The sequence below is a fragment of the Paraburkholderia sp. SARCC-3016 genome (assembly GCF_031119615.1).
Classification (GTDB): Bacteria; Pseudomonadota; Gammaproteobacteria; order Burkholderiales; family Burkholderiaceae; genus Paraburkholderia.
Genome location: NZ_JAVHZD010000002.1, coordinates 89,949 through 110,779 on the forward strand (window position 1 = coordinate 89,949; position 20,831 = coordinate 110,779).

Consider the following 20,831-nt stretch of genomic DNA (forward strand, 5'->3'; position numbering starts at 1 on the left):
GTAGAGCCCCAATGCGTCAAAGTCCAACCTTGCCCATCGGGCGAACGGCGTCACCGAACGGAGCCTGGCCGATGCACTGTGCGCGTTCGCGAGCGTGGGCGGACGCGTCGGTCTCCCGGCGCCATGCGTGATGATGCAATGCAGCGGAAAACTTCTCCGCGGACCATGCTGCAGCGAGTGCCTCGCGCACGAGCGCCTGCTGGCTTGGCGGCGCAAGGCCGCCCAGCGGCGGATCGCGGTCGAGATTGGTCGGGAACGGATAGCCTTCGGCGCAACTCGCGATGACCGCATCGAGCTGGGACGCACTGAAACGCGCAATGGCGACGCCATCGCGCAACACCGGATAGATCGCCTCGCACATCGCGACGCGATCGACCGATTCCATCGCGCGACCGTATGCGGACGATATCTGCAGCAGATTCGCCATTCGCGCGACGTGCGCCGTGCGGTTGTCGCCGGCCGCATGAAACAGCGCTGGATTGAAAAACAGTGCGTCGCCCTTCTCGAGCGGCAGTTGCACGCAATGCGCTTCGAAGTATTCGCGAAAGTCGGCGCGCCGCCAGGCGAGATAGCCCGGCGCATAGCGTTGCGAATACGGCAGCAGTTTCGTCGGCCCGCTTTCGATCGGCATATCGACATGCGCGATCGCGCCTTGCAGCGTCAGAAACGGCGACATCGTGTGGACGTGCGCGGGAAAACGCTGCGCTTCGTCGACAGTCTGAAAGCCGAGGTGATAGTCGCGATGCGCCTGCTGCGCGGCGCCGCCGGGCCGCACGACGTTGATCTGGGACGTCATCTGATACTGCGGGCCGAGCCATGCTTCGGCGGCGGCCGCGACGAATTCGTTCGCGTAGTAGGCAGCGAAAACGTCGGGCGAGCGCAGACACAGTTTTTCCAGCGCATTCCAGATCCGGTCGTTCGCGCCTGCCTTGGCAAAGTGGTCGCCGCCGGCGCCGCCTTGCGCGCGTTCGGCGCCAATGATCGCATCGAACAGCGCGGTCGCTGCGTCGATCGGCGCGGTATCGTCGTATGCATGCCGTAGCACGATCGCGCCCGCGCCGTCGCGCAGTACATGCACCCATTCCGCGAACAGGCGGGCGCGCGCGGCCGCATCTTCCAGTGCATCGCGCAGCGTGCCGCACTCGTACAGCGCAATGCCATGCGGTGCGGAATGCGCGAATTGCGCCCGCTGCGCTTCCCGGCCCATTGCAATTTGCGCCGCGAAATCCGCGACCGAACACGCGTCCTCGCGATAGCCGTCGAGCCGCGGCGCGGATGGCCCCAGCGCCGGGGTTTGCAAGTCTTCCCCTCGCATTTTCGCTCCTCCAGAGTGCGTTGCGAGCATAGCGTCATCGGTACGCGCGTGCCAGAGCGTCGATCAGCAGCCACCTTGGGTACGCGTTTTGCGCATACGTCTTCAAGCGCTGCGGTCATGAAGCGATATCGCGCTTCGGCAGTCGCACAAGGGAGAACGAAAATGCCTTATCTGATCGGTTGGATGCTCGGTGTGCCGCTTATCGTACTCGTCATTCTGTATCTGATCTTTCACTGAAGCGCGCAATATCCGCGATCGCCGGCGCCCCTGAATGGTGCGTTCGTGCGATCGCCAACAGCTGAACTCGGCGAAACGCCCGCACTCGTTCTCAGGGCACACCGGCTCGTTTACCGTCTGAGCAATCGCGCGCGCGAGGACCATTGGCCTCGCGCAAAGTCACCCCTATCCCCTGCTCCATATCCCGCCGTATTCCCGAAGCATTCCATCGGTTCGCATTCCGCACGAAACCTTCGCAGCAGGCATTCGCCATGCCTAAGGGCCGTGTATCGTGCGTTTCGCGCCGGTCGCCGTGCGCGCCGCGGGTTTACCTTAGTTTGTGTTCGATAACACCGCCCATTTACTGAGTTTGAAAACGGTAAGGCTTCCGAAATGGAATCGCCGTGGTGGACTAAAAACTCTCGTGCGCGGAGGTGTGTCATGCCGAACTTGTCGAAGGACGCAGTTGATGGTTTGAGAGCCGCCACGCGCGGACAGGTATTCGTGCCGGACGACGCCGGTTACCACGAAGCGTGCACGATCTGGAATGCGATGATCGACCGTCGTCCGGCCGTGATCGTCCGCTGCGCCGGGGTCTCCGATGTGCGCGGCGCCGTGAACTTCGCGCGCGATCGGCATCTGCCGCTCGCGATACGCGGCGGCGGCCACAATATCGCGGGCACCGCGCTATGCGACGACGGGCTCGTGATCGACCTCAGCGCGATGAAATCGGCGCGCGTCGATCCGTTCACGCGCCGCGCGTATGTGGAGCCCGGCTGCACGTTGCGCGACTTCGATCACGAAGCGCAGGCATTCGGTCTTGCGGTGCCGCTCGGTATCAATTCGACGACCGGCGTCGCAGGGCTCACGCTTGGCGGCGGTTTCGGCTGGCTGAGCCGCCGTTACGGCATGACGGTCGATAACCTCGTCTCCGCCGACATCGTCACCGCCGACGGCGAGCTCCTGCACTGCAGTTCCGATGAACATGAAGAGCTGTTCTGGGCGATACGCGGCGGCGGCGGCAATTTCGGCGTGGTCACGATGTTCGAATTCGAACTGAAACCGCTCGGACCGCAGGTCTACGGCGGCCTCGTCGTGCTGCCGCTCGATCAGGCGAAGGAAGCGCTCGGCCGCTACCGGAATGCGGTCGACTCGATGCCCGATGAGCTGACCGTCTGGGCCGTCGCTCGCCTTGCGCCGCCGCTGCCGTTCCTGCCGGCCGACGTGCACGGCAAGCCGATGCTCGCCTTCGCGATCTGCTACACCGGGCCGGTCGAAAACGGTCCGCAGGCCGTCGAAGCCGTGCGCCAGTTCGGCACCGCACCATACGGCGAGCACCTCGGACCGATGCCGTACACCGCATGGCAACAGGCGTTCGATCCGCTCCTCGCACCGGGCGAACGCAATTACTGGAAATCGCACAATCTTTCCGCGCTGCAGGACGGCCTGATCGATGCGCTGCTCGAGGCGATCGGCACGCTGCCGTCGCCGCAGTGCGAGATTTTCTTCGGGCAGGTCGGCGGCGCGATGTCGCGCGTCGCCGAGGATGCCACCGCGTATGCGGCGCGCGACACGAAATACGTGATGAACGTGCACGGCCGCTGGAGCGATGCGGCCGACGACGCGCGCTGCATCGGATGGTCGCGGGCGTTCTTCGAGAACACCAAACCGTTTGCGCTCGGCAGCGTGTACGTGAACTTTTTGACGGAAGAAGAGACCGACCGGGTCGGCGCGGCGTATGGGCCGAACTATGAACGCCTCGTCGCCGTGAAGGACCGCTACGATCCGCACAATCTGTTCAGCCGGAACCAGAACATCAAGCCGTCCGCCGCCGCCTGAATGGAACAGAGGCGGCGCAACTCGAGCAGCAACGCGAGGACCGGCTGGAGAGACAACCCGCGAGTCGTCACGAAGACACGGGCGCGTGGCGACTGTCACGCGTGACTGCTACGCTTAAGCGATGCGTTCGGCGCCTCCTCCCCAACCGCTTGCCGCAACTCGCACCGCGGCGTCGCGCTCGCGCCTCGCCGCGTTGACCACGCTCGCGATGTTCGCTTTCGCGGGCAACTCGCTACTGTGCCGCGTCGCGCTGAAAGCGACCGCGATCGATCCGGCGACCTTCACCACGATCCGCATCGTCGCCGCGGCGGTAGTGCTCTGGCTGATCCAGCGCGGCCGTGCCCGCCCGCCTGCGCAGGCTGGCGGCGACTGGTACGCGGCGCTCGCGCTGTTCGTCTACGCCGCCGCGTTTTCGTTCGCCTACGTCCGGCTCGCCGCCGGCACGGGCGCCTTGCTGCTGTTCGGCGCAGTGCAGGCAACGATGATCGGTTACGCGCTATGGAGCGGCGAACGGTTGCGGATCCGCCAATGGCTAGGCTTCGCGCTCGCGCTCGCGGGCCTCGTGGCGCTCGTGATGCCCGGCCTCGTGCTGCGCGGCCCCGCGTTGCCGAAGCTTGCGCCGCCGCTCGCGTCTTCGCTGCTGATGCTTGGCGCCGGCGTCGCGTGGGGCGTCTATTCGCTGCGCGGCAAACGCGCCGCCGATCCCGTCGCGGCGACCGCCGGCAACTTTCTGCGCGCGGTGCCGTTCGCGGTCGCGCTCAGCGGGCTGAGTCTCGTCGGCACGCCGATGCATACGCACCTATCCGTGGACCACGCGGGTGTCGTCTATGCGCTGATCTCCGGCGCAGTCACCTCCGGGCTCGGCTACGTGATCTGGTACGCGGCGTTGAAGGCACTGAAGGCATCGAGCGCGGCCACCGTGCAACTGAGCGTGCCGCTGATCGCGGCGCTCGGCGGCGTCGCGATCCTGAACGAAGCGTTGACGGCGCGGCTCGTTGCGAGCGCGGTGGCGATTCTGGGCGGAATCGCGCTGGTCATCGTGCGCAAACCGAAGGCAGGATAGCGCCGCACATGGGGCGCGGAGTGCGCAACATGGAGATGCCCGGTATCGCGCGGTGCCGCAAAGCGGCGTTTTGGCGGACAATCGCGGATGCCGATCCACCCGAACGACCCACGCATATGAATTCCCCCTCCGCCGACGATACGCCGCGCGCCGCACTGCGCGCCCTGACTCCGCTTGAAGCACGCGTCGTTGGCGTGCTTTTCGAAAAGCAGCATACGGTGCCCGACACCTATCCGCTGTCGCTCAACGCGCTGACGCTCGGCTGCAATCAGAAGACGTCGCGTTCGCCGGTCATGAATGCGAGCGAAGCCGAAGTGCTCGGCGCGATAGAAGGATTGAAACGGCTCAGCCTCGTGTTCGAAGGCAGCAGCAGCCGCGTGCCGCGCTTCGAGCACAATCTCGAGCGCGTACTCGGTGTGCCGCGCCAGGCGGCCGCGCTGCTCACGGCGCTGCTGTTGCGCGGCGCGCAGACGGCGGCCGAATTGCGCCTCGCCACGACGCGCCTGCATTCGTTCGCCGACACGTCTTCCGTCGAAGCGTTTCTCGACGAACTCGCCGCGCGCGACACGCCGCTCGTGCTGAAACTCGCGCGCACGCCGGGCGAGCGCGAAAGCCGCTGGATGCATCTGATGTGCGGCGAAGCGCACGCAAGCGAAGCGCAGCCTCAGGCGCGCGGCAGTGCAGGCGAATCTGCAACAGGCGGCGCGTCGCCGGGCGCCATGAACGCGGAACTCGATGCGCTCAAGGCCGACTACCGCGAACTTGCGGGCAAGGTGGCGCACCTCGAGGCGCTCGTCGAACGGATGGCCGCGGAGCTTGGCATCGAAGTCGACCGGCCGGCGCAATAACGCGCTCACGGTTTGCGCCAACGATTTTCGCCACTGGTTCACACCCCCGGTTTTCGCGACGGGTTCGCGCCGCTCACGTGCGACGCGTCATCATCGCCGCGAGTCCCGGCTTGTCCTTCGCCGGCTGATCCTTCGCATCCGCTTGCGGCGCGCGTTCGTCGTCGCGCACCTTCTTCGTGCCCGCATGCAGCCCCGTGCCGCTCGACTTGCGGCTCGCCGCATGGCGTTCGATCACGCGTTGCAGCAGGCAGAACGCGCACAGCAGCGCACCGATCACAATGCGCGTCCACCACGAACTGAGCGTGCCGTCGAACGTAATCAGCGTCTGGATCGTGCCAAGAATGCCGACGCCGAACACCGAGCCGAACACATAGCCGACGCCGCCCGTCAGCAGCGTACCGCCGATCACCGTCGCCGCGATCGCATCGAGCTCCATCCCCTGCGCCTGCAGCCCGTAGCCCGACAGCAGATACAGCGTGAACACGACACCGCCGAGCGCCGAGCAGAAGCCACTTAGCGCGTAAACGCCGATCTTCGTGCGCGCGACGGGCAAGCCCATCAGCAAGGCCGACCGTTCATTGCCGCCGATCGCGTAAACGTTGCGGCCGAAGCGCGTGAAATGCGCGATATAGATCGCGACGAGCAGCGCGGCGATGCCGATCAGCGCCCCCGAATTCAGCGAGCCGCTGCCGATCGGCACGCTGAACGCGGACACCGCATGAAACGTCTTTTCGTCGATCGTGATCGACTGCGTCGTGATCAGAAAGCAGGCGCCGCGCGCGAGAAACATGCCCGCGAGCGTGACGATGAACGCCTGCAGCTTGAAGAAATGAATCAGTGCGCCCATCGCGGCGCCGAACAATGCGCCGAACAGCAGCACGAGCGGCACGATCGCCCAGATCGGCCAGTGCCACCATTGCGCGGCGACTGCGCAGAGAATGGTGGTCAACGCGACGACCGAGCCGACCGACAGGTCGATGCCGCCCGACACGATCACGAACGTCATGCCGAGCGCGACGATCAGCAGGAACGAGTTGTCGACGAGCAGGCCGAGCGCCACCTGCAGCGAGAAGAAACCCGTGTACATGACCGAGCCGAAGCCGAACAGCGCGGCGAACAGCGCGATCGTCACGACGATCGGCAGCGTGCGCGGATCCAGCAGGCGCGTCACGAAAGTCGATTTCACGGCGGTGCGGTTCTGTTCGTTCTTTGCGCTCATCTTCGTATTCTGCCTGGTGCTCATTTCGCGGCCTCGCCGACGGGCTTCGCTTGCGCGAACGAAAAAAGTCGCTTCACGTGCCTGACGAGCAGCGCGCGCGCCGACTCCGACTGGATCACGCAGACCAGCAGCACGACGATCGCCTTCACGACGAGCGTCGCTTCGGGCGGCACGCCGATCGAATATGTCGTGTACGTAAGCGTCTGGATGATCAGCGCGCCGATCACGGTGCCGGCGAGACTGAAGCGGCCGCCGGCGAGCGACGTGCCGCCGAGCGTCACCGCGAGAATCGCGTCGAGCTCGAGCAGCAGGCCCGCGTTGTTGCCGTCGGCGCTGCGCACGTTCGAGCTCATCAGCACGCCTGCAATCGCGGCCATCAGCCCCGAGAACACATAAACGGCGAACACGATCAGGCTCGAGCGCAAGCCGACCAGACGTGTCGCCACCGGATTCACGCCGATCGCGCGAATGAACAGGCCCAGCGCCGTGCGGCTCATCAGCAAGACCGTCGCCGCGGTCACTGCCGCCGCGACCCACACCGCGCACGGAATGCGCGCGAGATAGCCGCCGCCGATCACGAGATAAGCGGGCGCGCCGATCGGAATGATCTGCCCGCCCGTCAGCAACTGCGCGACGCCGCGGCCGGCCACCATCAGAATCAGCGTCGCGATGATCGGCTGCATGCCGACGAACGCAACGAGCACGCCGTTCCATGCGCCCGCGACAAGGCCGACAGCGAGCGCGGCGGCCACCGCTGTCGTCACATTGGTCGCGTTATCGGCAAGCAGCATCGCCGCGGCGGCGCCCGCGATCGCCACCACCGCGCCGACGGAAATATCGATGCCGCGCGTCGCGATCACGAGCGTCATGCCGAGCGACACGATCACGAGCGGCGCCGCGCGATTGAGAATGTCGATCGGCGCGCCGAAGAAGTGGCCCTCGAACATCGAAATCGCAAGAAAGTTCGCGCGATACGCAACGTCGAGCGCAATCAGCAACACGAGCGTGAGCACCGGCCACACGAGCGTGTGCTGAAACGCGGCTTTGATCGCTTTCATTGATCACTCCCTGCAATGAGCCGATACACCTGATCTTCGGATACCGCGTTGCCCGCGATTTCGGCCACCTTGCGCCGATCGCGCAGCACCGCGATGCGGTGGCTCACGCGCACCACTTCGCTGACTTCGGACGAGATGAACAGCATGCCGAGCCCTTTCGCACACAACGCAAGCACACGATCCATGATTTCGAACTTCGCGGCGACGTCGATGCCGCGCGTCGGTTCGTCGAGAATCAGCATCTTCGGCTCGGTGGCGAGCCAGCGCGCGAGCAGCACCTTCTGCTGGTTGCCGCCCGATAAGAGACCGATCGGTTGTTCGGCGTCGCGCGCCTTGATGCCGAGCATGCCGATGTACTCGTCGGCCATCTCGCGCTGCTTCGCGCGGCTAATGGCACGCCACCAGCCGCGCCGCGCCTGCAGCGCGAAAACGATGTTCTCGCGTATCGACAGCTCCGCGACCACGCCTTCCTTCTTGCGGTCTTCCGGGCAATAGCCGATGCCGTGGCGCACCGCATCGCGCGGCGAGCGCAGCTTGACGCGCTTGTTGTGCGCGAGCACCGTGCCCTCGTCGGATTTCTCGGCGCCGAACAACAGCTTCGCCGTTTCGGTGCGGCCGGAGCCGAGCAGGCCCGCGAGGCCGAGAATCTGTCCGGGCCGCACGTCGATATCGATCGGGTTCAGCAGACCGCGCCGGCCGACGCCGCGCATTTCGAAGATCGGCTGCGCTTCGCTTGCGGCCTTCGGCGGCTCGCTCGCCGCCTGTTTCAGACGCTCGGACATGCGCGCATGTCCGACCATCTTCGCGACCAGTTCGTCGACCGGCAGGTCCTTCGCCAGATACTCGCCTTCGCGCTCGCCGTTGCGCATCACCGTGATGCGATCCGATATCGCGTAGGTCTGCTCGAGAAAGTGCGTGACGAACAGAATTGCAATACCCGACCGCTTGAGCTTGCGCAGCACGTCGAACAGGCGCGCCACTTCGCCGTCGTCGAGACTCGAGGTCGGTTCGTCGAGTATGAGCACGCGCGCATCGACCGATACCGCGCGCGCGATCGCGACCATCTGCTGGACCGCGATCGGATAGGCGTCGAGCGAGCGCGTGACGTCGAGCGACACGTTCAGATCGGCGAGCGCCGCCTCGGCCCTGGCATGGATCGACTTCCAGTCGATCGCGCCGCGCCGCTTCAGATGCCGCCCCGCGAAGATATTCTCCGCGACCGACAGATTCGGACACAGGTTCACTTCCTGGTACAGCGTACGAACGCCGGCGGCTTCGGCTTCGAGCGGCGTCGCGAACTGCACGGGCTCACCCGCGAGATGAATCGCGCCGGCGTCGTATGCATGAACGCCCGTGAGAACATTGATGAGCGTCGATTTGCCCGCGCCGTTCTGACCCATCAGCGTGTGGACCTCGCCGGGGAACAGGCGGAAATCGACGCCCTGCAACGCGTTGACACCCGGAAACGACTTGCTGATGCCGAGAGTTTCGAGAATGGGAGAGTCGCTCATGAGCGTAGCGAAGACGAAGAAGAAAGCCTGAAAAAAGTCCGGCGCCGCGCGTGCCGCGCCGGCGCCGGACCTGCTGCTCGACGAGGACCTAGTACTTGCGCGTCGGCAGCACCTGGGCGGCGACGCTCATCGGGAACACCGTCTCCTCGGTGGTGATGCGCTTGGGCAGCTGCTTGCCGGCGACGATGTCCTTCGCGGCCTGCATCAGTTGCGGCCCGAGCAGAGGGCTGCATTCGACGTCGACGTTGATCTTGCCCGCGACCATTGCCTGGAAGCCGCCCTTCGTCGCATCGAACGAGACGACGCTGATGTCGGTGCCCGGCTTCAGGCCCGCTTCTTCCATCGCCTGGATCGCGCCGAGCGCCATATCGTCGTTATGCGCGTAGACGACGTTGATCTGCTTGCCGTACGTCTTCGCGAACGCTTCCATCACCTGCTTGCCGCCCGCGAGCGTGAAGTCGCCGCTTTGCGACGCGATGATCTTGAACTTCGGATCGTTCCTGATTACTTCCATGAGGCCCGCATGACGATCGTTGGCCGGCGCCGAGCCGACCGTGCCCTGCAGTTCGACGATATTGATCGGGCCTTTGTCGTTCTTGTAGCGCTCTTCGAGCCAACGGCCGCCGCGGCGACCTTCCTCGAGGAAGTCCGAGCCGATCATCGTCACATACAGCGACTTGTCCTTCACGTCGATGTTGCGGTCGGTCAGGATCACCGGAATCTTCGCGTTCTTCGCTTCGGTCAGCACCGGCTCCCAGCCCGATTCGACAACTGGCGAAAACGCGATCACGTCCACTTTCTGCGCGATATACGAGCGAATCGCCTTGATCTGGTTTTCCTGCTTCTGCTGCGCGTCCGAAAACTTGAGATTGACGCCGGCGTCCTTCGCAGCCTGCTTGACCGACACGGTATTGGCGGTGCGCCATGCGCTTTCGGCGCCGACCTGGGCGAAGCCGAGCGTGATTTTCTTGTCTTCCGCGTGACCGTTGATGGCCGCCGCGAACAGCAGCGCCGCACCGACCAGCGCGCCCAGTGTCAGGCGTCTCGTGTGATTCATTTTCTGTCTCCGATTTATTTCGTCTGTTCTGGCGCCGGCTACCGCAGGCGAGCGTCCTTACGGGCACGCGACAGCAAAAAGCTGGCGCCACCTTTCGCAACACTGCACAATCGATCAAGCAGCCCAACTGCAAACGTATTAACCGAAGCCGGTTCAACGCGACGCCCCCGCCCGTGACAGCGAATCTGGGTCCACCCGGTCCGTTAATAGCCAAACTATATCCATGCGCCCGTGCGGCGGTGATTGGTACTTTCCCGAGCGTCGAGAGGCCTGTGCGCATCGTCATTCTCACTGCATAGCGCGCGCCAGATCCCGTATCCGGCGACGGCCGAAACCCCGGGAAGGTCTCCGGAGCGCGGGTCGAATCGCTAATATCCAGCCGATATAGTCCTACTATTTAGACAACTCGCGATACCGCTCAGTGCGAGAACCGTGTATCGGGCTCCGTGTGCCGCGCGAGCGTGCGGCGAATCGATCGTTAATCGCCGCAAAACATGCGGAGATAAATTTGCCGATGCGGTCAATGAGGCTCATAATCTCCGCATGGAAAGCGGAGATTACCTTTACATCTGGGAGGCGCCGGACTGGCCGCGATGGCGCTACGACCTCGCGTCGCTGGCCGCACCGCTCGCGGCAGTCACCGGCGCGCAGGGACTGCTGCTCGGGCGCATGTACGACGCCGGCCTCGCGCAGCGCGAGGAAGCAAACCTCGCCGCACTAACCGCGGACGTGCTGAAAACCAGCGAGATCGAAGGCGAATCGCTGAACGCGCATTCGGTGCGCTCGTCGATCGCACGCCGGCTCGGCGTCGATATCGGCGCGCTCGCGCCGGTCGATCGCCACGTCGAAGGCGTCGTCGAAATGACGTTCGACGCCACGCTCCACTGCAACTCGGACCTCACGCGCAGGCGTTTGCTCGGCTGGCACGCCGCCCTCTTTCCGACCGGCTACAGCGGGCTCACGCCGATTCGCGTCGGCGCCTATCGCGACGATGCGCGCGGCCCGATGCAGGTCGTGTCCGGCTCCGGCGCCCGTCAACGCGTGCACTTCGAAGCGCCGCCGGCACCGCGGCTCAAGAAGGAAATGGCGCGCTTTCTGCGCTGGGTCGACAGCAATTTCGATCACCACCCGATCCTGAAGGCCGGCATCGCACACCTGTGGTTCGTCACGCTGCATCCGTTCGACGACGGCAACGGCCGTATCGCACGCGCGGTCGGCGACATGGTGCTCGCGCAGATGGACCACACGGAAAGCGGCCGGCGCTTTTATAGCCTGTCCGCACAGATCCAGCGCGAGCGGCGCAGCTACTACGAAATCCTCGAGCGCACGCAAAAAGGCACACTCGACATCACCGCGTGGCTTGCATGGTTCCTCGACAATATGCAGCGCGCGCTCGACGCCGCGCTCGCCACGCTCGACACCGTGCTCGTGAAGTCGCGTTTCTGGCAGCGCATGGCCGGCACGCCGCTCAACGAGCGCCAGTCGAAGCTCGTCAACCGGCTGCTCGACGGCTTCGACGGCAAACTCACGAGCAGCAAGTGGGCAAGCATCGCAAAGTGCTCGCCGGACACCGCGCTGCGCGACATCAACGAGCTGATCGCGGCCGGTGTCCTGCGGAAAACCGACGGCGGCGGGCGCAGCACCGCGTATGAGCTGGCCTTGATCTCCGCGCCGGACGATCGTCGCGATGCCCCCGCTGCTTGATCCACGCGGTGAGCACGCGCTCATCACGCGGTGACAACGCGGTGACAACGCTGTGACAGCCCCAGGCCGCACACGTCGCGGCAGCGCTTTTTCAGGCAGCCGTTTCGTTTTTTCTCCTTCGCGCTGACCTCAAACGGTGCGAGTATGCGGTTCGAGCGCGGCGCATCGCACTGCGCGCCCTCGCCCCGCTACCGCCAGTTTCGCTACCGCAGCGTCAAGGAGAATCGCGAATGAACGACAACGATCCGCACCGCCTTGCTGACACCGATGCCGCCGGCACCGATCTGCCCGACGACCCCGAGCGCCGCCGTGTGCTGACCGGCCTCGCCGCGGTCGGCGCGGGCCTCGTGCTGGCCGGTTGCCAGTCGCCGGGGGAAGCGGGCAATGCCTCGAAGAGCGCCGCCGATCTGCGCCTCGACGCCGCGCTGCGCGACCAGGTGAAGAACATCGTCGTGATCTATGCGGAGAACCGCAGCTTCGCGAATCTGTACGGCAACTTCCCCGGCATACAGCAGCCGCTCGATGCGGTCGGGCCGGATGCATACGTGCAGTTCGATCGCGACGGCACGACGCCGCTGCCGCGTCTGCCGGCAATCTGGGGCGGTCTCGTGCCGCAGGCGCAGGAAGTCGACGGCAAGCGCTATGCGATCGGCGAAAAGCAGATCGCGAATCTGCGCAACCAGCCGTTCCACCTCGTCGACGCGCAAGGCGCGCCGCTGCCGAACGGCGTGATCACGCGCGACCTCGTCCATCGCTTCTACCAGAACCAGATGCAGATCAACGGCGGGCGCAACAACGGCTTCGCCGCATGGGGCGACTCGGGCGGCCTCGTCATGGGCCATTACCGCAGTTCGCCGGCTTCGCTGAAAATCTGGGGCCTCGCGCAGCAATACACGTTGTGCGACAACTTCTTCATGGCCGCGTTCGGCGGCTCGTGGCTCAACCACATCTTCCTGATTTCCGCGCAGGCGCCGCTGGTTCCGGACATTCACAACAGCATCGCGAAGAACCATGTATCGGTGCTCGAAGGCGACGACCCGCTCGGCACGCGCCTGAAGACGGCGCCCAATTCGCCCGCATCCGCGCTCGACGGTCCGCCAAAGTTCGTGCGCGACGGCCTCTTCACGCCCGACGGCTACGCGGTAAACACCATGGCGCCGCCGTACCAGCCGAGCTTTATCCGACCTGCGCCCGACGGCAATCCGCTATACGCGAACCCGGCGGACCCGAAGGTGCTGCCGCCGCAGAAGTACGCGACGATCGGCGACCGGCTGACCGACCGCGACGTGCAATGGGCGTGGTATTCGGGCGCCTGGCAATACGCGCTCGAACATCGGGACACGGGCGCCGTGCCCGATTTCCAGTATCACCACCAGCCGTTCAACTATTTCGCGAACTATGCGCCCGGCACGGCGGCGCGCGCGCGGCATCTGCGCGACGCGGGCGTCGGCGACGACCCGTCGACGAACCGGCTGCTCGCCGATATCGATGCGGGGCGCCTGCCGCCGGTCACGTTCTACAAGCCGCAGGGCAATCTGAACATGCATGCGGGCTACGCGGACGTCGAATCGGGCGACCGTCATATCGCGGCCGTGATCGACCGCTTGCAGCGCGGGCCGCAATGGCGCAATACGGTGGTGATCGTGACGGTCGACGAGAACGGCGGCTGGTGGGATCCGGTCGCGCCGCCGAAGGGCGACCGCTGGGGCCCGGGTTCGCGGGTTCCGGCGCTCGTCGTGTCGCCGCTCGCGAAGAAAGGCTATGTCGATCACACGGTCTACGACACGAACTCGATCCTGCGCTTCATCAGCCGCGTGCATGGGCTCGAAGCGCTGCCCGGCGTGGCCGCGCGCGACCGCGCGTTCGCGCAGAACGGCCTTGCGCCGCTCGGCGATCTGACCGGCGCGCTCGATCTCGCGTAACGGCAAGCATGGCCGCTCGCGCGCAGGCGGCCATGCCTTGCCTATGCCTGCTCTCTACCGCTACGCCTCCACGATGCCGGGGCTGCGTTGCTCGCGCCGCTCGCGCATCCAGCCGTCGAGCTGCACCGACGACAGCGGCCGCGCGATCCAGAAGCCCTGCAGCTCGTCGCAGCCAATCCGCCGCAACAGGTTCGCCTCGCGTTCGTTTTCGACGCCCTCGGCAACGACTCGCAAGCCGAGCATATGGCCCAGGCCGACGATCGCCTCGACGATCGCGAGATCGGTCGGCTTGTCGAGCTTGTTGTGCACGAAGGTGCGGTCGATCTTCAGCCGGTCGAGCGGAAAGCGGTTCAGATAGCTGAGACTCGAATAGCCGGTGCCGAAATCGTCGAGCGAGATGCGCACGCCGAGCGCGCGAATCGCGCCGATCGTCGCGATGTTGCGTTGCGCGCCGTCGAGCAGCACCGATTCGGTGATCTCGAGTTCGAGGCGCTGCGGCGTAACGTGATGCTTCGTGAGGCTCGCCTTCAGCGTATCGAGGAGCGTGTCGTCGCGAAGCTGCACCGTCGACAGATTGATCGACAACGTGAGTCCGGCGAGCGGCCCGTCGCGCCAGCGCGCGAGCTGCCGGCACGCCTCGTCGATCACCCACGCGCCGATCGGCACGATCAGGCGCGTCTCCTCGGCGATCGGGATGAACTGCGCGGGCGACAGGCGGCCGAGCTCGTTGCTGTCCCAGCGCAGCAGCGCCTCCACCGCGATGACCTCGCCGCTCTTCGTATCGATACACGGCTGATACGCGAGCCACAGCTCGTCGCGCTCGATCGCCGTGCGCAACGACGCTTCGAGTGCGAGCCGCATCCGGCTGCGCTCGATCATGTCGGCCGAGAAGAACTTCGCGAGATTGCGCCCGGCCGCCTTCGCCTGATACATGGCGAGGTCGGCATTCTGCATCAGCGTATCGATGTCGAGCCCGTCTTCCGGATACATCGCGATGCCGACGCTGCACGATACCTGGATCGCGATACCGTTGATGTCGTGCGTCTCGCCGACGAGCGGAATCATGCGCTCCTCGATGGTCCGCGCGACGTCGGCCGCGCTCGCCGCACCGTTCAGGATCACCGTGAACTCGTCGCCGCCGAGGCGGCTCACGGTATCGTCCTGACGCACCGAGCGCATGAGGCGCGCCGCGACCGAGCGCAGCAGGCCGTCGCCGATATGATGGCCGAGCGAATCGTTGATGTCCTTGAAGCGGTCGAGATCGATAAACAGCACCGCCACGCGCCGGCCGGTGCGCTTCGCCGTATCGAGCGCGACCGCAAGCCGCTTCTTGAAGAGCGCGCGGTTCGGCAATTCGGTGAGAAAGTCGTGCTCGGCGAGAAACTGGATGCGCGCTTCGCTCTTCTTGCGGTCGCTGATGTCGATCAGCGTGCAGATGTAGTGCGTGACATGCCCTTTCGTATCGCGCACGGCACTGACCATGAGCCAGGCCGGATAATCGCCGCCATGCCGGCGCCGCACGTGCGCTTCGCCGTTCCATGTGCTCGCGCGGTCGACCATTCGCGCCAGCGCCGCGAAACCGTCGTCGCCCGGCAAGCCGTCGACGATAAAGCGCGGCCCGCGGCCGACCACGTCTTCGGACCGGTAACCCGTTACGCGGTAGAACGCCGCGTTGGCCGTCAGGAGCCGATAGCCTTCGTCGAGAATCAGGATTGCCTCCGACGATGCCTCGAATACGCGTGCCCATAGCTCGAGCCGCTGCTCCATGAGCTTGATCTGATTGATCGGCGTGAACGCGGTCAGAATCGCGTCCTGCCCCTGAAAACTCAGGCGCCGCGCCGACAGCATCGCCCACGTCGATTCGTCGGTGGCCTTCCAGTGAACCTCGAATTCGTCGACCGCCTCGAGATCGGATAACTGCTGGAAAAAGCGCGCACGCGTGCCCGAATCGAGCCCGCGTGCCCATGGGTCGATCGCACAGCCGTTCAGCCAGTAGAGCGCGGGACGGTTCGCGTGCAGCACCTCGTGCCCGGGCACCGCGGTCACCACCATCGGCACCGGTGTTGCCTCGACGAGCGCATACTGCGCGGCCGATGCGCGCGCGGTCGCGGCCAGTTCCTTCTGCACGTCGCGCTCGCGATCGAGTTGCTCGAGCATCTCGTTGAAGCCGTTCACGAGCACGCCGATTTCGTCCTGGCTGTGCCAGCGCGCGCGCAGCGAGTGGTCGCCGGTGCGCCGCACGGTGTCCATCACGCGCGCGAGCTGGCGCAGCGGCCGCGAGATCTGCTGCGCGACCGTGTAGACCATCGTCAGAATGGCGAACAGCAGGAACAGCACGGTGCCTAGATGCAGCCACATGCGGGCATACAGCGCGCGTACGCGTTCGTGCAGCAGGCGGTCGAGCTCGACGCCGGTCCTGCGCCAGGTTTCGCCGACTTGCGCCACGACGCGTTGCTGCGCGGCATCGGCCGCCGCGAACAGCGCAGCGTTCGCCCCGCCGCTATCGACAATCGCGCGCGCCGTGCGCCGGTAATCTTCGACCGACGCGTCCATGCGCTGGATCGACGGTCCGAGCGCGCGATCGAGCGCGCGGTCGGCTGCCACCGCTTCGGCGAAGTCCGTGTGCAAGCCTTGCAGCACCGCGTCGAGCTGGCCTTCGCGCACAAGGTACCGGGTGCGCAGCAAATCCGCGGCAGCGGGACGCATATCGTCGCGCAGGCCGCTGCCGATCTGATTGACTGCATCGAGCAACGCGGGATAACGCAGGATCGACAGCGACATCGAGTAATAGCTGTCGAGATCGGGGTCGAGAATCAGGTTCGACTGATTGCCGATGCGCGTGACAAGCTCGCGGCACGCGAAAAGCGCGTTGTTGACCTCGGCGACGTTCAATGTCGAGCCATTCGCAAGCGTGACCAGCGCACGACGCACCCGTTCGTTCAGTTGTGCGCTTTGCATCGCTGTGCCGTAGCGCGTTTCGGCGTCTTCGAGCGCATGCGCGGTCTGCTGCAACACATGCGCCGGCACGTGCGCGCCCGCGCCGGCTTGCGCGACCTCGACCACCGCATCGCGCACCGTGCGCAAATAGATGTTCCCGACAATCTCCTTGTCCGAGAAATCGATGGCGATGTACTTCTCGTGAATCAGGATGCCGCTGATATAAACGACCGCACTGAGGTCCAGTAAATAAATGAGCAGCAGCTTCCGGCCGACGCGCAATCGTGCCAGCAGACGGAAGAAGAGATTGCGTTTCATGAAGTGCGGAACCTTTACGACGATGGACTTAACAACACTCTGAAGCCTCATGTATTCCGAAGAATCGTCAGCCCTGGTGAATGTACTTATCTGTGTCTATCGGCGCATGATAGGCGCACATTAAGCGCGTTTCAGCGATTCCCCGTAACGGTGCGCGCGTGCGCCAGAACGGCGCACACACAAACGTTTGCCGGCACGTATCGGTGCTTTCGCGTCAATGCGCGGGTACCGGTTTCGCGGTGGCGCGGTTATGCGCGGAACCGCGCTTGCGCCCAATCGGCCTTGCGCGCGAGTGCGACAAACGCGCTCAGATAATCGATCGCATCGTCCGCTTCGCGCGTGCCGAGGAAGATCTGTTTCGCGATGCCCTTCTTGCCGAGCCGCAACGGCACGATCGGCATCGATTCCGCGTACTCTTCGGCAAGCCACCGCGGCAGCGCAGCGACGCCGCGCCCGCTCGCCACCATCTGCAGCATGATGTCGGTCGTCTCGATCACCTTGTGCCGTTTCGGCACGACATTCGCAGGCGTCAGAAACCGCGTATAGATGTCGAGCCGATCCGTTTCCACCGGGTACGTGATCAGCACTTCCGATGCGAGCTGCACGGGCGTGACATAAGCCTCGCTGGCCAACGCGTGCGCGTCGGCAACCACGAGCACCTGCTCGTAATCGAATACGGGCTGAAAGCGCAGCCCGGGCTTCTTCAGCGGATCCGGCGTCACGAGCACATCGATGTCGTAGCCGAACAGTGCGCCGATGCCGCCGAACTGAAAACGCTGTTTCACGTCGACGTCGACGTCGGGCCAGCGCGCGAGATACGGCGATACGACCTTCAGCAGCCATTGATAGCACGGGTGGCATTCCATGCCGATGCGTAGCGTGCCGCGCTCGCCTTGCGCGTACTGCTGCATGCGGGCTTCGGCGTGCTCGAACTGCGGCAGCAACCGATTGGCCAGTCCAAGCAGATACTGGCCCGCCTGCGTGAGACGCATCGACCGCCCTTCGCGCGTCCATACGGCCGTACCAAGCTGCTCTTCGAGCTTCCTCACAGTGTGGCTGAGCGCCGATTGAGTGACGTTCAACGCGTCGGCCGCACCCGTCAGCGAACCTTGCCGCTCCACTTCCCTGACCACCATCAGATGACTGCGTTCGAGCATTCCGACCTCATGACGTCATGAACATAACTAATGCATGTATGAAATAAATCCATTTTTATTCATGCATCGGAAATTCTATCATCGGTGCCCATGGTGCCGGTTCAGTGCTTTCCTGGCGCTTCCGGCTGTTATCCGATTCTCTCGACACACACGACAAAGATGGCTACCACGCATAACCTCGGCTTCCCGCGCATCGGCGCCCGACGCGAACTGAAATTCGCGCTTGAAAACTACTGGAAGGGTCAGACGTCGCGCGACACGCTCAAAGCCGTCGGCGCGCAGCTTCGCGAGCGTCACTGGAATGATCAGGCGCGCCTCGACTTCGTTCCGGTCGGCGATTTCGCGTTCTACGACCACGTGCTCGATATGAGCTTCACGCTCGGCAATCTGCCCGAGCGCGTGCGCGATTTCCATGGCGACTCGCTCGATAACGCTTTCCGCGTCGCCCGCGGCCGCTCGGCGCAAACGGCACAGACTGCGAATGCGGCACATGCGGCACATGCGGCCGACGCGCCGGAGACATCGAAGGAACACGGCGCGTGCTGCGACGGCGTCGCCGCCGGCGAAATGACGAAGTGGTTCGATACGAACTATCACTACATCGTGCCGGAATTCACCTCGGCGACGAACTTTTCGCTCGACGCGACGCGGCTCGTCGCGCAACTCGCGCAAGCGCGCAGATGCGGCGTCAACGCGAAGCCCGTGATCATCGGTCCGGTCACGTACCTGTGGCTCGGCAAGTCGAAGGATGCAAACGACGCCTGGGACCGTCTCGCGCTGTTGCCGAAGCTGCTGCCCGTGTATGGCGCGTTGCTCGATACGTTCGCGGCGCAAGGCGTCGACTGGGTGCAGATCGACGAGCCCGCGCTCGTAACGGAACTCGATGCGAAGTGGCGCGCTGCATTCGTTACTGCCTACGATTCGCTGTCCGCGCGCCGGGTGCGCCTGCTGCTCGCCACCTACTTCGGGCAGTTGCACGACAATCTCGAGCTTGCCTGCACGCTGCCGGTCGATGGTCTGCACATCGACGCGATCAATGCACGCGAAGAACTCGCCGGGGCAGCGGCGCTCCTTCCCGATACGTCGATACTGTCGGTCGGCGCGATCAACGGCCGCAACATCTGGAAGACCGACCTGAGCGCGACGCTCGACTGGCTTGAACCGCTCGCAGACAAGCTCGGCGAGCGTTTGTGGGTCGCACCGTCGTGCTCGTTGCTGCACGTGCCGGTCGACCTCGAAAGCGAACAGGCACTCGATGCGGAGATTCGCTCATGGCTCGCGTTCGCGTTGCAGAAGCTCGACGAGGTGAAACTGCTGGCCGACGCACTGAACCACGGGCGCGACTCCGTCTGCGCCGAGCTTGCGGCCAACGCGGCGGCAATCGGGACGCGCCGCACGTCGCCGCGCGTCAACAACGGCGCCGTCCAGGCCGCGGTGGCACAGATCGGCCCGGCGCTCGGCAGGCGGCACAGCCCCTATGCCGTGCGCGCGCCGAAACAGGCGGCGCTGCTTGCGCTGCCCGCCTTCCCGACCACGACGATCGGCTCGTTCCCGCAGACGGCCGAGATTCGTCACGCGCGCAGCCAGTTCAAGGCCGGCGCGCTCGATGAAGACGGCTACCGCACGGCGATGAAGGCGGAGATCGCACGCAGCGTGCGCGAGCAGGAATCGCTCGGTCTCGACGTGCTCGTGCATGGCGAAGCCGAACGCAACGACATGGTCGAATATTTCGGCGAGCAGCTCGAAGGCTTTGCGTTCAGCCAGTTCGGCTGGGTGCAATCATACGGCTCGCGCTGCGTGAAACCGCCGGTTCTGTTCGGCGACATCAGCCGCCCGAACGCGATGACGGTCGAATGGATCCGCTACGCGCAGACGCTGACGAACAAGCCGATGAAAGGGATGTTGACGGGGCCTGTGACGATCCTGAACTGGTCGTTCGTGCGCGACGATCAGCCGCGTTCGGTGTCGTGCCGCCAGCTCGCGCTCGCGATTCGCGAAGAAGTGCTCGACCTCGAGAAAGCCGGCGTGCGCGTGATCCAGATCGACGAAGCCGCGCTGCGCGAGGGTCTGCCGCTACGGCGTTCGCAATGGAACGCGTATCTGCAATGGGCCGTGGAATCGTTCCGCATCGCGGCGAACGGCGTGCGCGACGAAACGCAGATCCATACGCATATGTGCTATTCGGAGTTCAACGACATCATCGCGTCGATTGCCGGAATGGACGCGGACGTGATCACGATCGAAACGTCGCGTTCCGATATGGAACTGCTCGATGCGTTCGACCACTTCAACTACCCGAATGAGATCGGGCCCGGCGTGTACGACATTCATTCGCCGAACATTCCGTCGCAGGAGCACATCGTGACGCTGATGAAGAAGGCGGCAGAGCGCATTCCGCGGCAACGCCTGTGGGTCAATCCCGATTGCGGACTGAAGACGCGCCAGTGGGCCGAGGTCATCCCCGCGTTGACCAATATGGTGGCGGCGGCAAGGACACTGCGCAATCACCCGTTCTGATGCGGTAACCGTAACGTCCCGCGCACGCGTATCGGCATGCGGCCCCGCCCGGCATGCCGATACGCGTTTTTTTCGCGCGGATGTCCCCTTTTCCGATTTCGCGTGTCAAGCACATAGGAGCCACACACACCGTCACATCATCTCAGGAGT

The 20,831-nt window shown here is 64.8% G+C and carries 13 protein-coding genes; 6 read left to right on the forward strand and 7 right to left on the reverse strand.

Annotated features, from left to right (window positions below; all coding sequences use genetic code 11):
• Positions 1-16: 16 nt before the first annotated feature.
• On the reverse strand, positions 17-1,315 hold the full coding sequence (locus tag QYH69_RS02860; protein WP_308830410.1) for a phytanoyl-CoA dioxygenase family protein: 1,299 nt from the start codon (positions 1,313-1,315) through the stop codon (positions 17-19).
• Between the two features lie 657 nt (positions 1,316-1,972).
• Between QYH69_RS02860 and QYH69_RS02865 the strand changes: the two genes are divergently transcribed.
• From QYH69_RS02865 to QYH69_RS02875, 3 genes are all read left to right on the forward strand, one after another.
• Positions 1,973-3,370, forward strand: coding sequence for an FAD-binding oxidoreductase (locus QYH69_RS02865; RefSeq protein WP_308830411.1), 1,398 nt, complete (start codon positions 1,973-1,975; stop codon positions 3,368-3,370).
• Positions 3,371-3,491: 121 nt separating this feature from the next.
• Complete coding sequence (locus QYH69_RS02870) at positions 3,492-4,433, forward strand: DMT family transporter (protein WP_308830412.1); 942 nt, start codon at positions 3,492-3,494, stop codon at positions 4,431-4,433.
• A gap of 116 nt (positions 4,434-4,549) precedes the next feature.
• Complete coding sequence (locus tag QYH69_RS02875) at positions 4,550-5,281, forward strand: YceH family protein (RefSeq protein WP_308830413.1); 732 nt, start codon at positions 4,550-4,552, stop codon at positions 5,279-5,281.
• 73 nt (positions 5,282-5,354) lie between these two features.
• Here QYH69_RS02875 and yjfF read toward each other — a convergent pair whose 3' ends face one another.
• The 4 genes from yjfF to QYH69_RS02895 all read right to left on the reverse strand — a co-directional run bounded on the left by yjfF (position 5,355) and on the right by QYH69_RS02895 (position 10,126).
• Positions 5,355-6,500, reverse strand: a complete 1,146-nt coding sequence (gene yjfF / locus QYH69_RS02880; protein WP_308830623.1) for a galactofuranose ABC transporter, permease protein YjfF — start codon at positions 6,498-6,500, stop codon at positions 5,355-5,357.
• 20 nt (positions 6,501-6,520) lie between these two features.
• Positions 6,521-7,558, reverse strand: a complete 1,038-nt coding sequence (locus tag QYH69_RS02885; RefSeq protein ID WP_308830414.1) for an ABC transporter permease — start codon at positions 7,556-7,558, stop codon at positions 6,521-6,523.
• Positions 7,555-9,069 carry a sugar ABC transporter ATP-binding protein gene (locus tag QYH69_RS02890; protein WP_308830415.1) on the reverse strand — a complete coding sequence of 505 codons (1,515 nt, stop codon included), beginning with the start codon at positions 9,067-9,069 and terminating at the stop codon, positions 7,555-7,557. Before QYH69_RS02890 ends, QYH69_RS02885 begins: the two co-directional genes overlap by 4 nt.
• 88 nt (positions 9,070-9,157) lie before the next feature.
• A complete protein-coding gene (locus QYH69_RS02895) occupies positions 9,158-10,126 on the reverse strand; it encodes an ABC transporter substrate-binding protein (RefSeq protein WP_308830416.1) in 969 nt (322 codons plus the stop codon).
• Between the two features lie 543 nt (positions 10,127-10,669).
• On the opposite strand from QYH69_RS02895, the gene QYH69_RS02900 reads away from it, so the two are divergent.
• Complete coding sequence (locus QYH69_RS02900; RefSeq protein ID WP_308830417.1) at positions 10,670-11,830, forward strand: Fic family protein; 1,161 nt, start codon at positions 10,670-10,672, stop codon at positions 11,828-11,830.
• Positions 11,831-12,060: 230 nt separating this feature from the next.
• Complete coding sequence (locus tag QYH69_RS02905) at positions 12,061-13,752, forward strand: acid phosphatase (protein ID WP_308830418.1); 1,692 nt, start codon at positions 12,061-12,063, stop codon at positions 13,750-13,752.
• A 60-nt stretch (positions 13,753-13,812) separates the two neighbouring features.
• Here QYH69_RS02905 and QYH69_RS02910 read toward each other — a convergent pair whose 3' ends face one another.
• The gene (locus QYH69_RS02910; protein WP_308830419.1) at positions 13,813-17,007 is read right to left on the reverse strand and encodes an EAL domain-containing protein; all 3,195 of its coding nucleotides are present in this window, start codon (positions 17,005-17,007) and stop codon (positions 13,813-13,815) included.
• Between the two features lie 248 nt (positions 17,008-17,255).
• Positions 17,256-18,164, reverse strand: coding sequence for a LysR family transcriptional regulator (locus QYH69_RS02915; RefSeq protein ID WP_308830420.1), 909 nt, complete (start codon positions 18,162-18,164; stop codon positions 17,256-17,258).
• Positions 18,165-18,323: 159 nt separating this feature from the next.
• On the opposite strand from QYH69_RS02915, the gene metE reads away from it, so the two are divergent.
• The gene (gene metE / locus QYH69_RS02920) at positions 18,324-20,681 is read left to right on the forward strand and encodes a 5-methyltetrahydropteroyltriglutamate--homocysteine S-methyltransferase (RefSeq protein WP_308830421.1); all 2,358 of its coding nucleotides are present in this window, start codon (positions 18,324-18,326) and stop codon (positions 20,679-20,681) included.
• The last annotated feature ends 150 nt before the right edge of the window (positions 20,682-20,831 follow it).

Excerpts from the sequence above, each read along its gene's own strand:
- QYH69_RS02860 (WP_308830410.1), bottom strand. The coding sequence starts at position 1,315 with ATGCGAGGGGAAGACTTGCAAACCCCGGCGCTGGGGCCATCCGCGCCG.
- QYH69_RS02865 (WP_308830411.1), top strand. The coding sequence starts at position 1,973 with ATGCCGAACTTGTCGAAGGACGCAGTTGATGGTTTGAGAGCCGCCACG.
- QYH69_RS02870 (WP_308830412.1), top strand. The coding sequence starts at position 3,492 with ATGCGTTCGGCGCCTCCTCCCCAACCGCTTGCCGCAACTCGCACCGCG.
- QYH69_RS02875 (WP_308830413.1), top strand. The coding sequence starts at position 4,550 with ATGAATTCCCCCTCCGCCGACGATACGCCGCGCGCCGCACTGCGCGCC.
- yjfF (WP_308830623.1), bottom strand. The coding sequence starts at position 6,500 with ATGAGCGCAAAGAACGAACAGAACCGCACCGCCGTGAAATCGACTTTC.
- QYH69_RS02885 (WP_308830414.1), bottom strand. The coding sequence starts at position 7,558 with ATGAAAGCGATCAAAGCCGCGTTTCAGCACACGCTCGTGTGGCCGGTG.
- QYH69_RS02890 (WP_308830415.1), bottom strand. The coding sequence starts at position 9,069 with ATGAGCGACTCTCCCATTCTCGAAACTCTCGGCATCAGCAAGTCGTTT.
- QYH69_RS02895 (WP_308830416.1), bottom strand. The coding sequence starts at position 10,126 with ATGAATCACACGAGACGCCTGACACTGGGCGCGCTGGTCGGTGCGGCG.
- QYH69_RS02900 (WP_308830417.1), top strand. The coding sequence starts at position 10,670 with ATGGAAAGCGGAGATTACCTTTACATCTGGGAGGCGCCGGACTGGCCG.
- QYH69_RS02905 (WP_308830418.1), top strand. The coding sequence starts at position 12,061 with ATGAACGACAACGATCCGCACCGCCTTGCTGACACCGATGCCGCCGGC.
- QYH69_RS02910 (WP_308830419.1), bottom strand. The coding sequence starts at position 17,007 with ATGAAACGCAATCTCTTCTTCCGTCTGCTGGCACGATTGCGCGTCGGC.
- QYH69_RS02915 (WP_308830420.1), bottom strand. The coding sequence starts at position 18,164 with ATGCTCGAACGCAGTCATCTGATGGTGGTCAGGGAAGTGGAGCGGCAA.
- metE (WP_308830421.1), top strand. The coding sequence starts at position 18,324 with ATGGCTACCACGCATAACCTCGGCTTCCCGCGCATCGGCGCCCGACGC.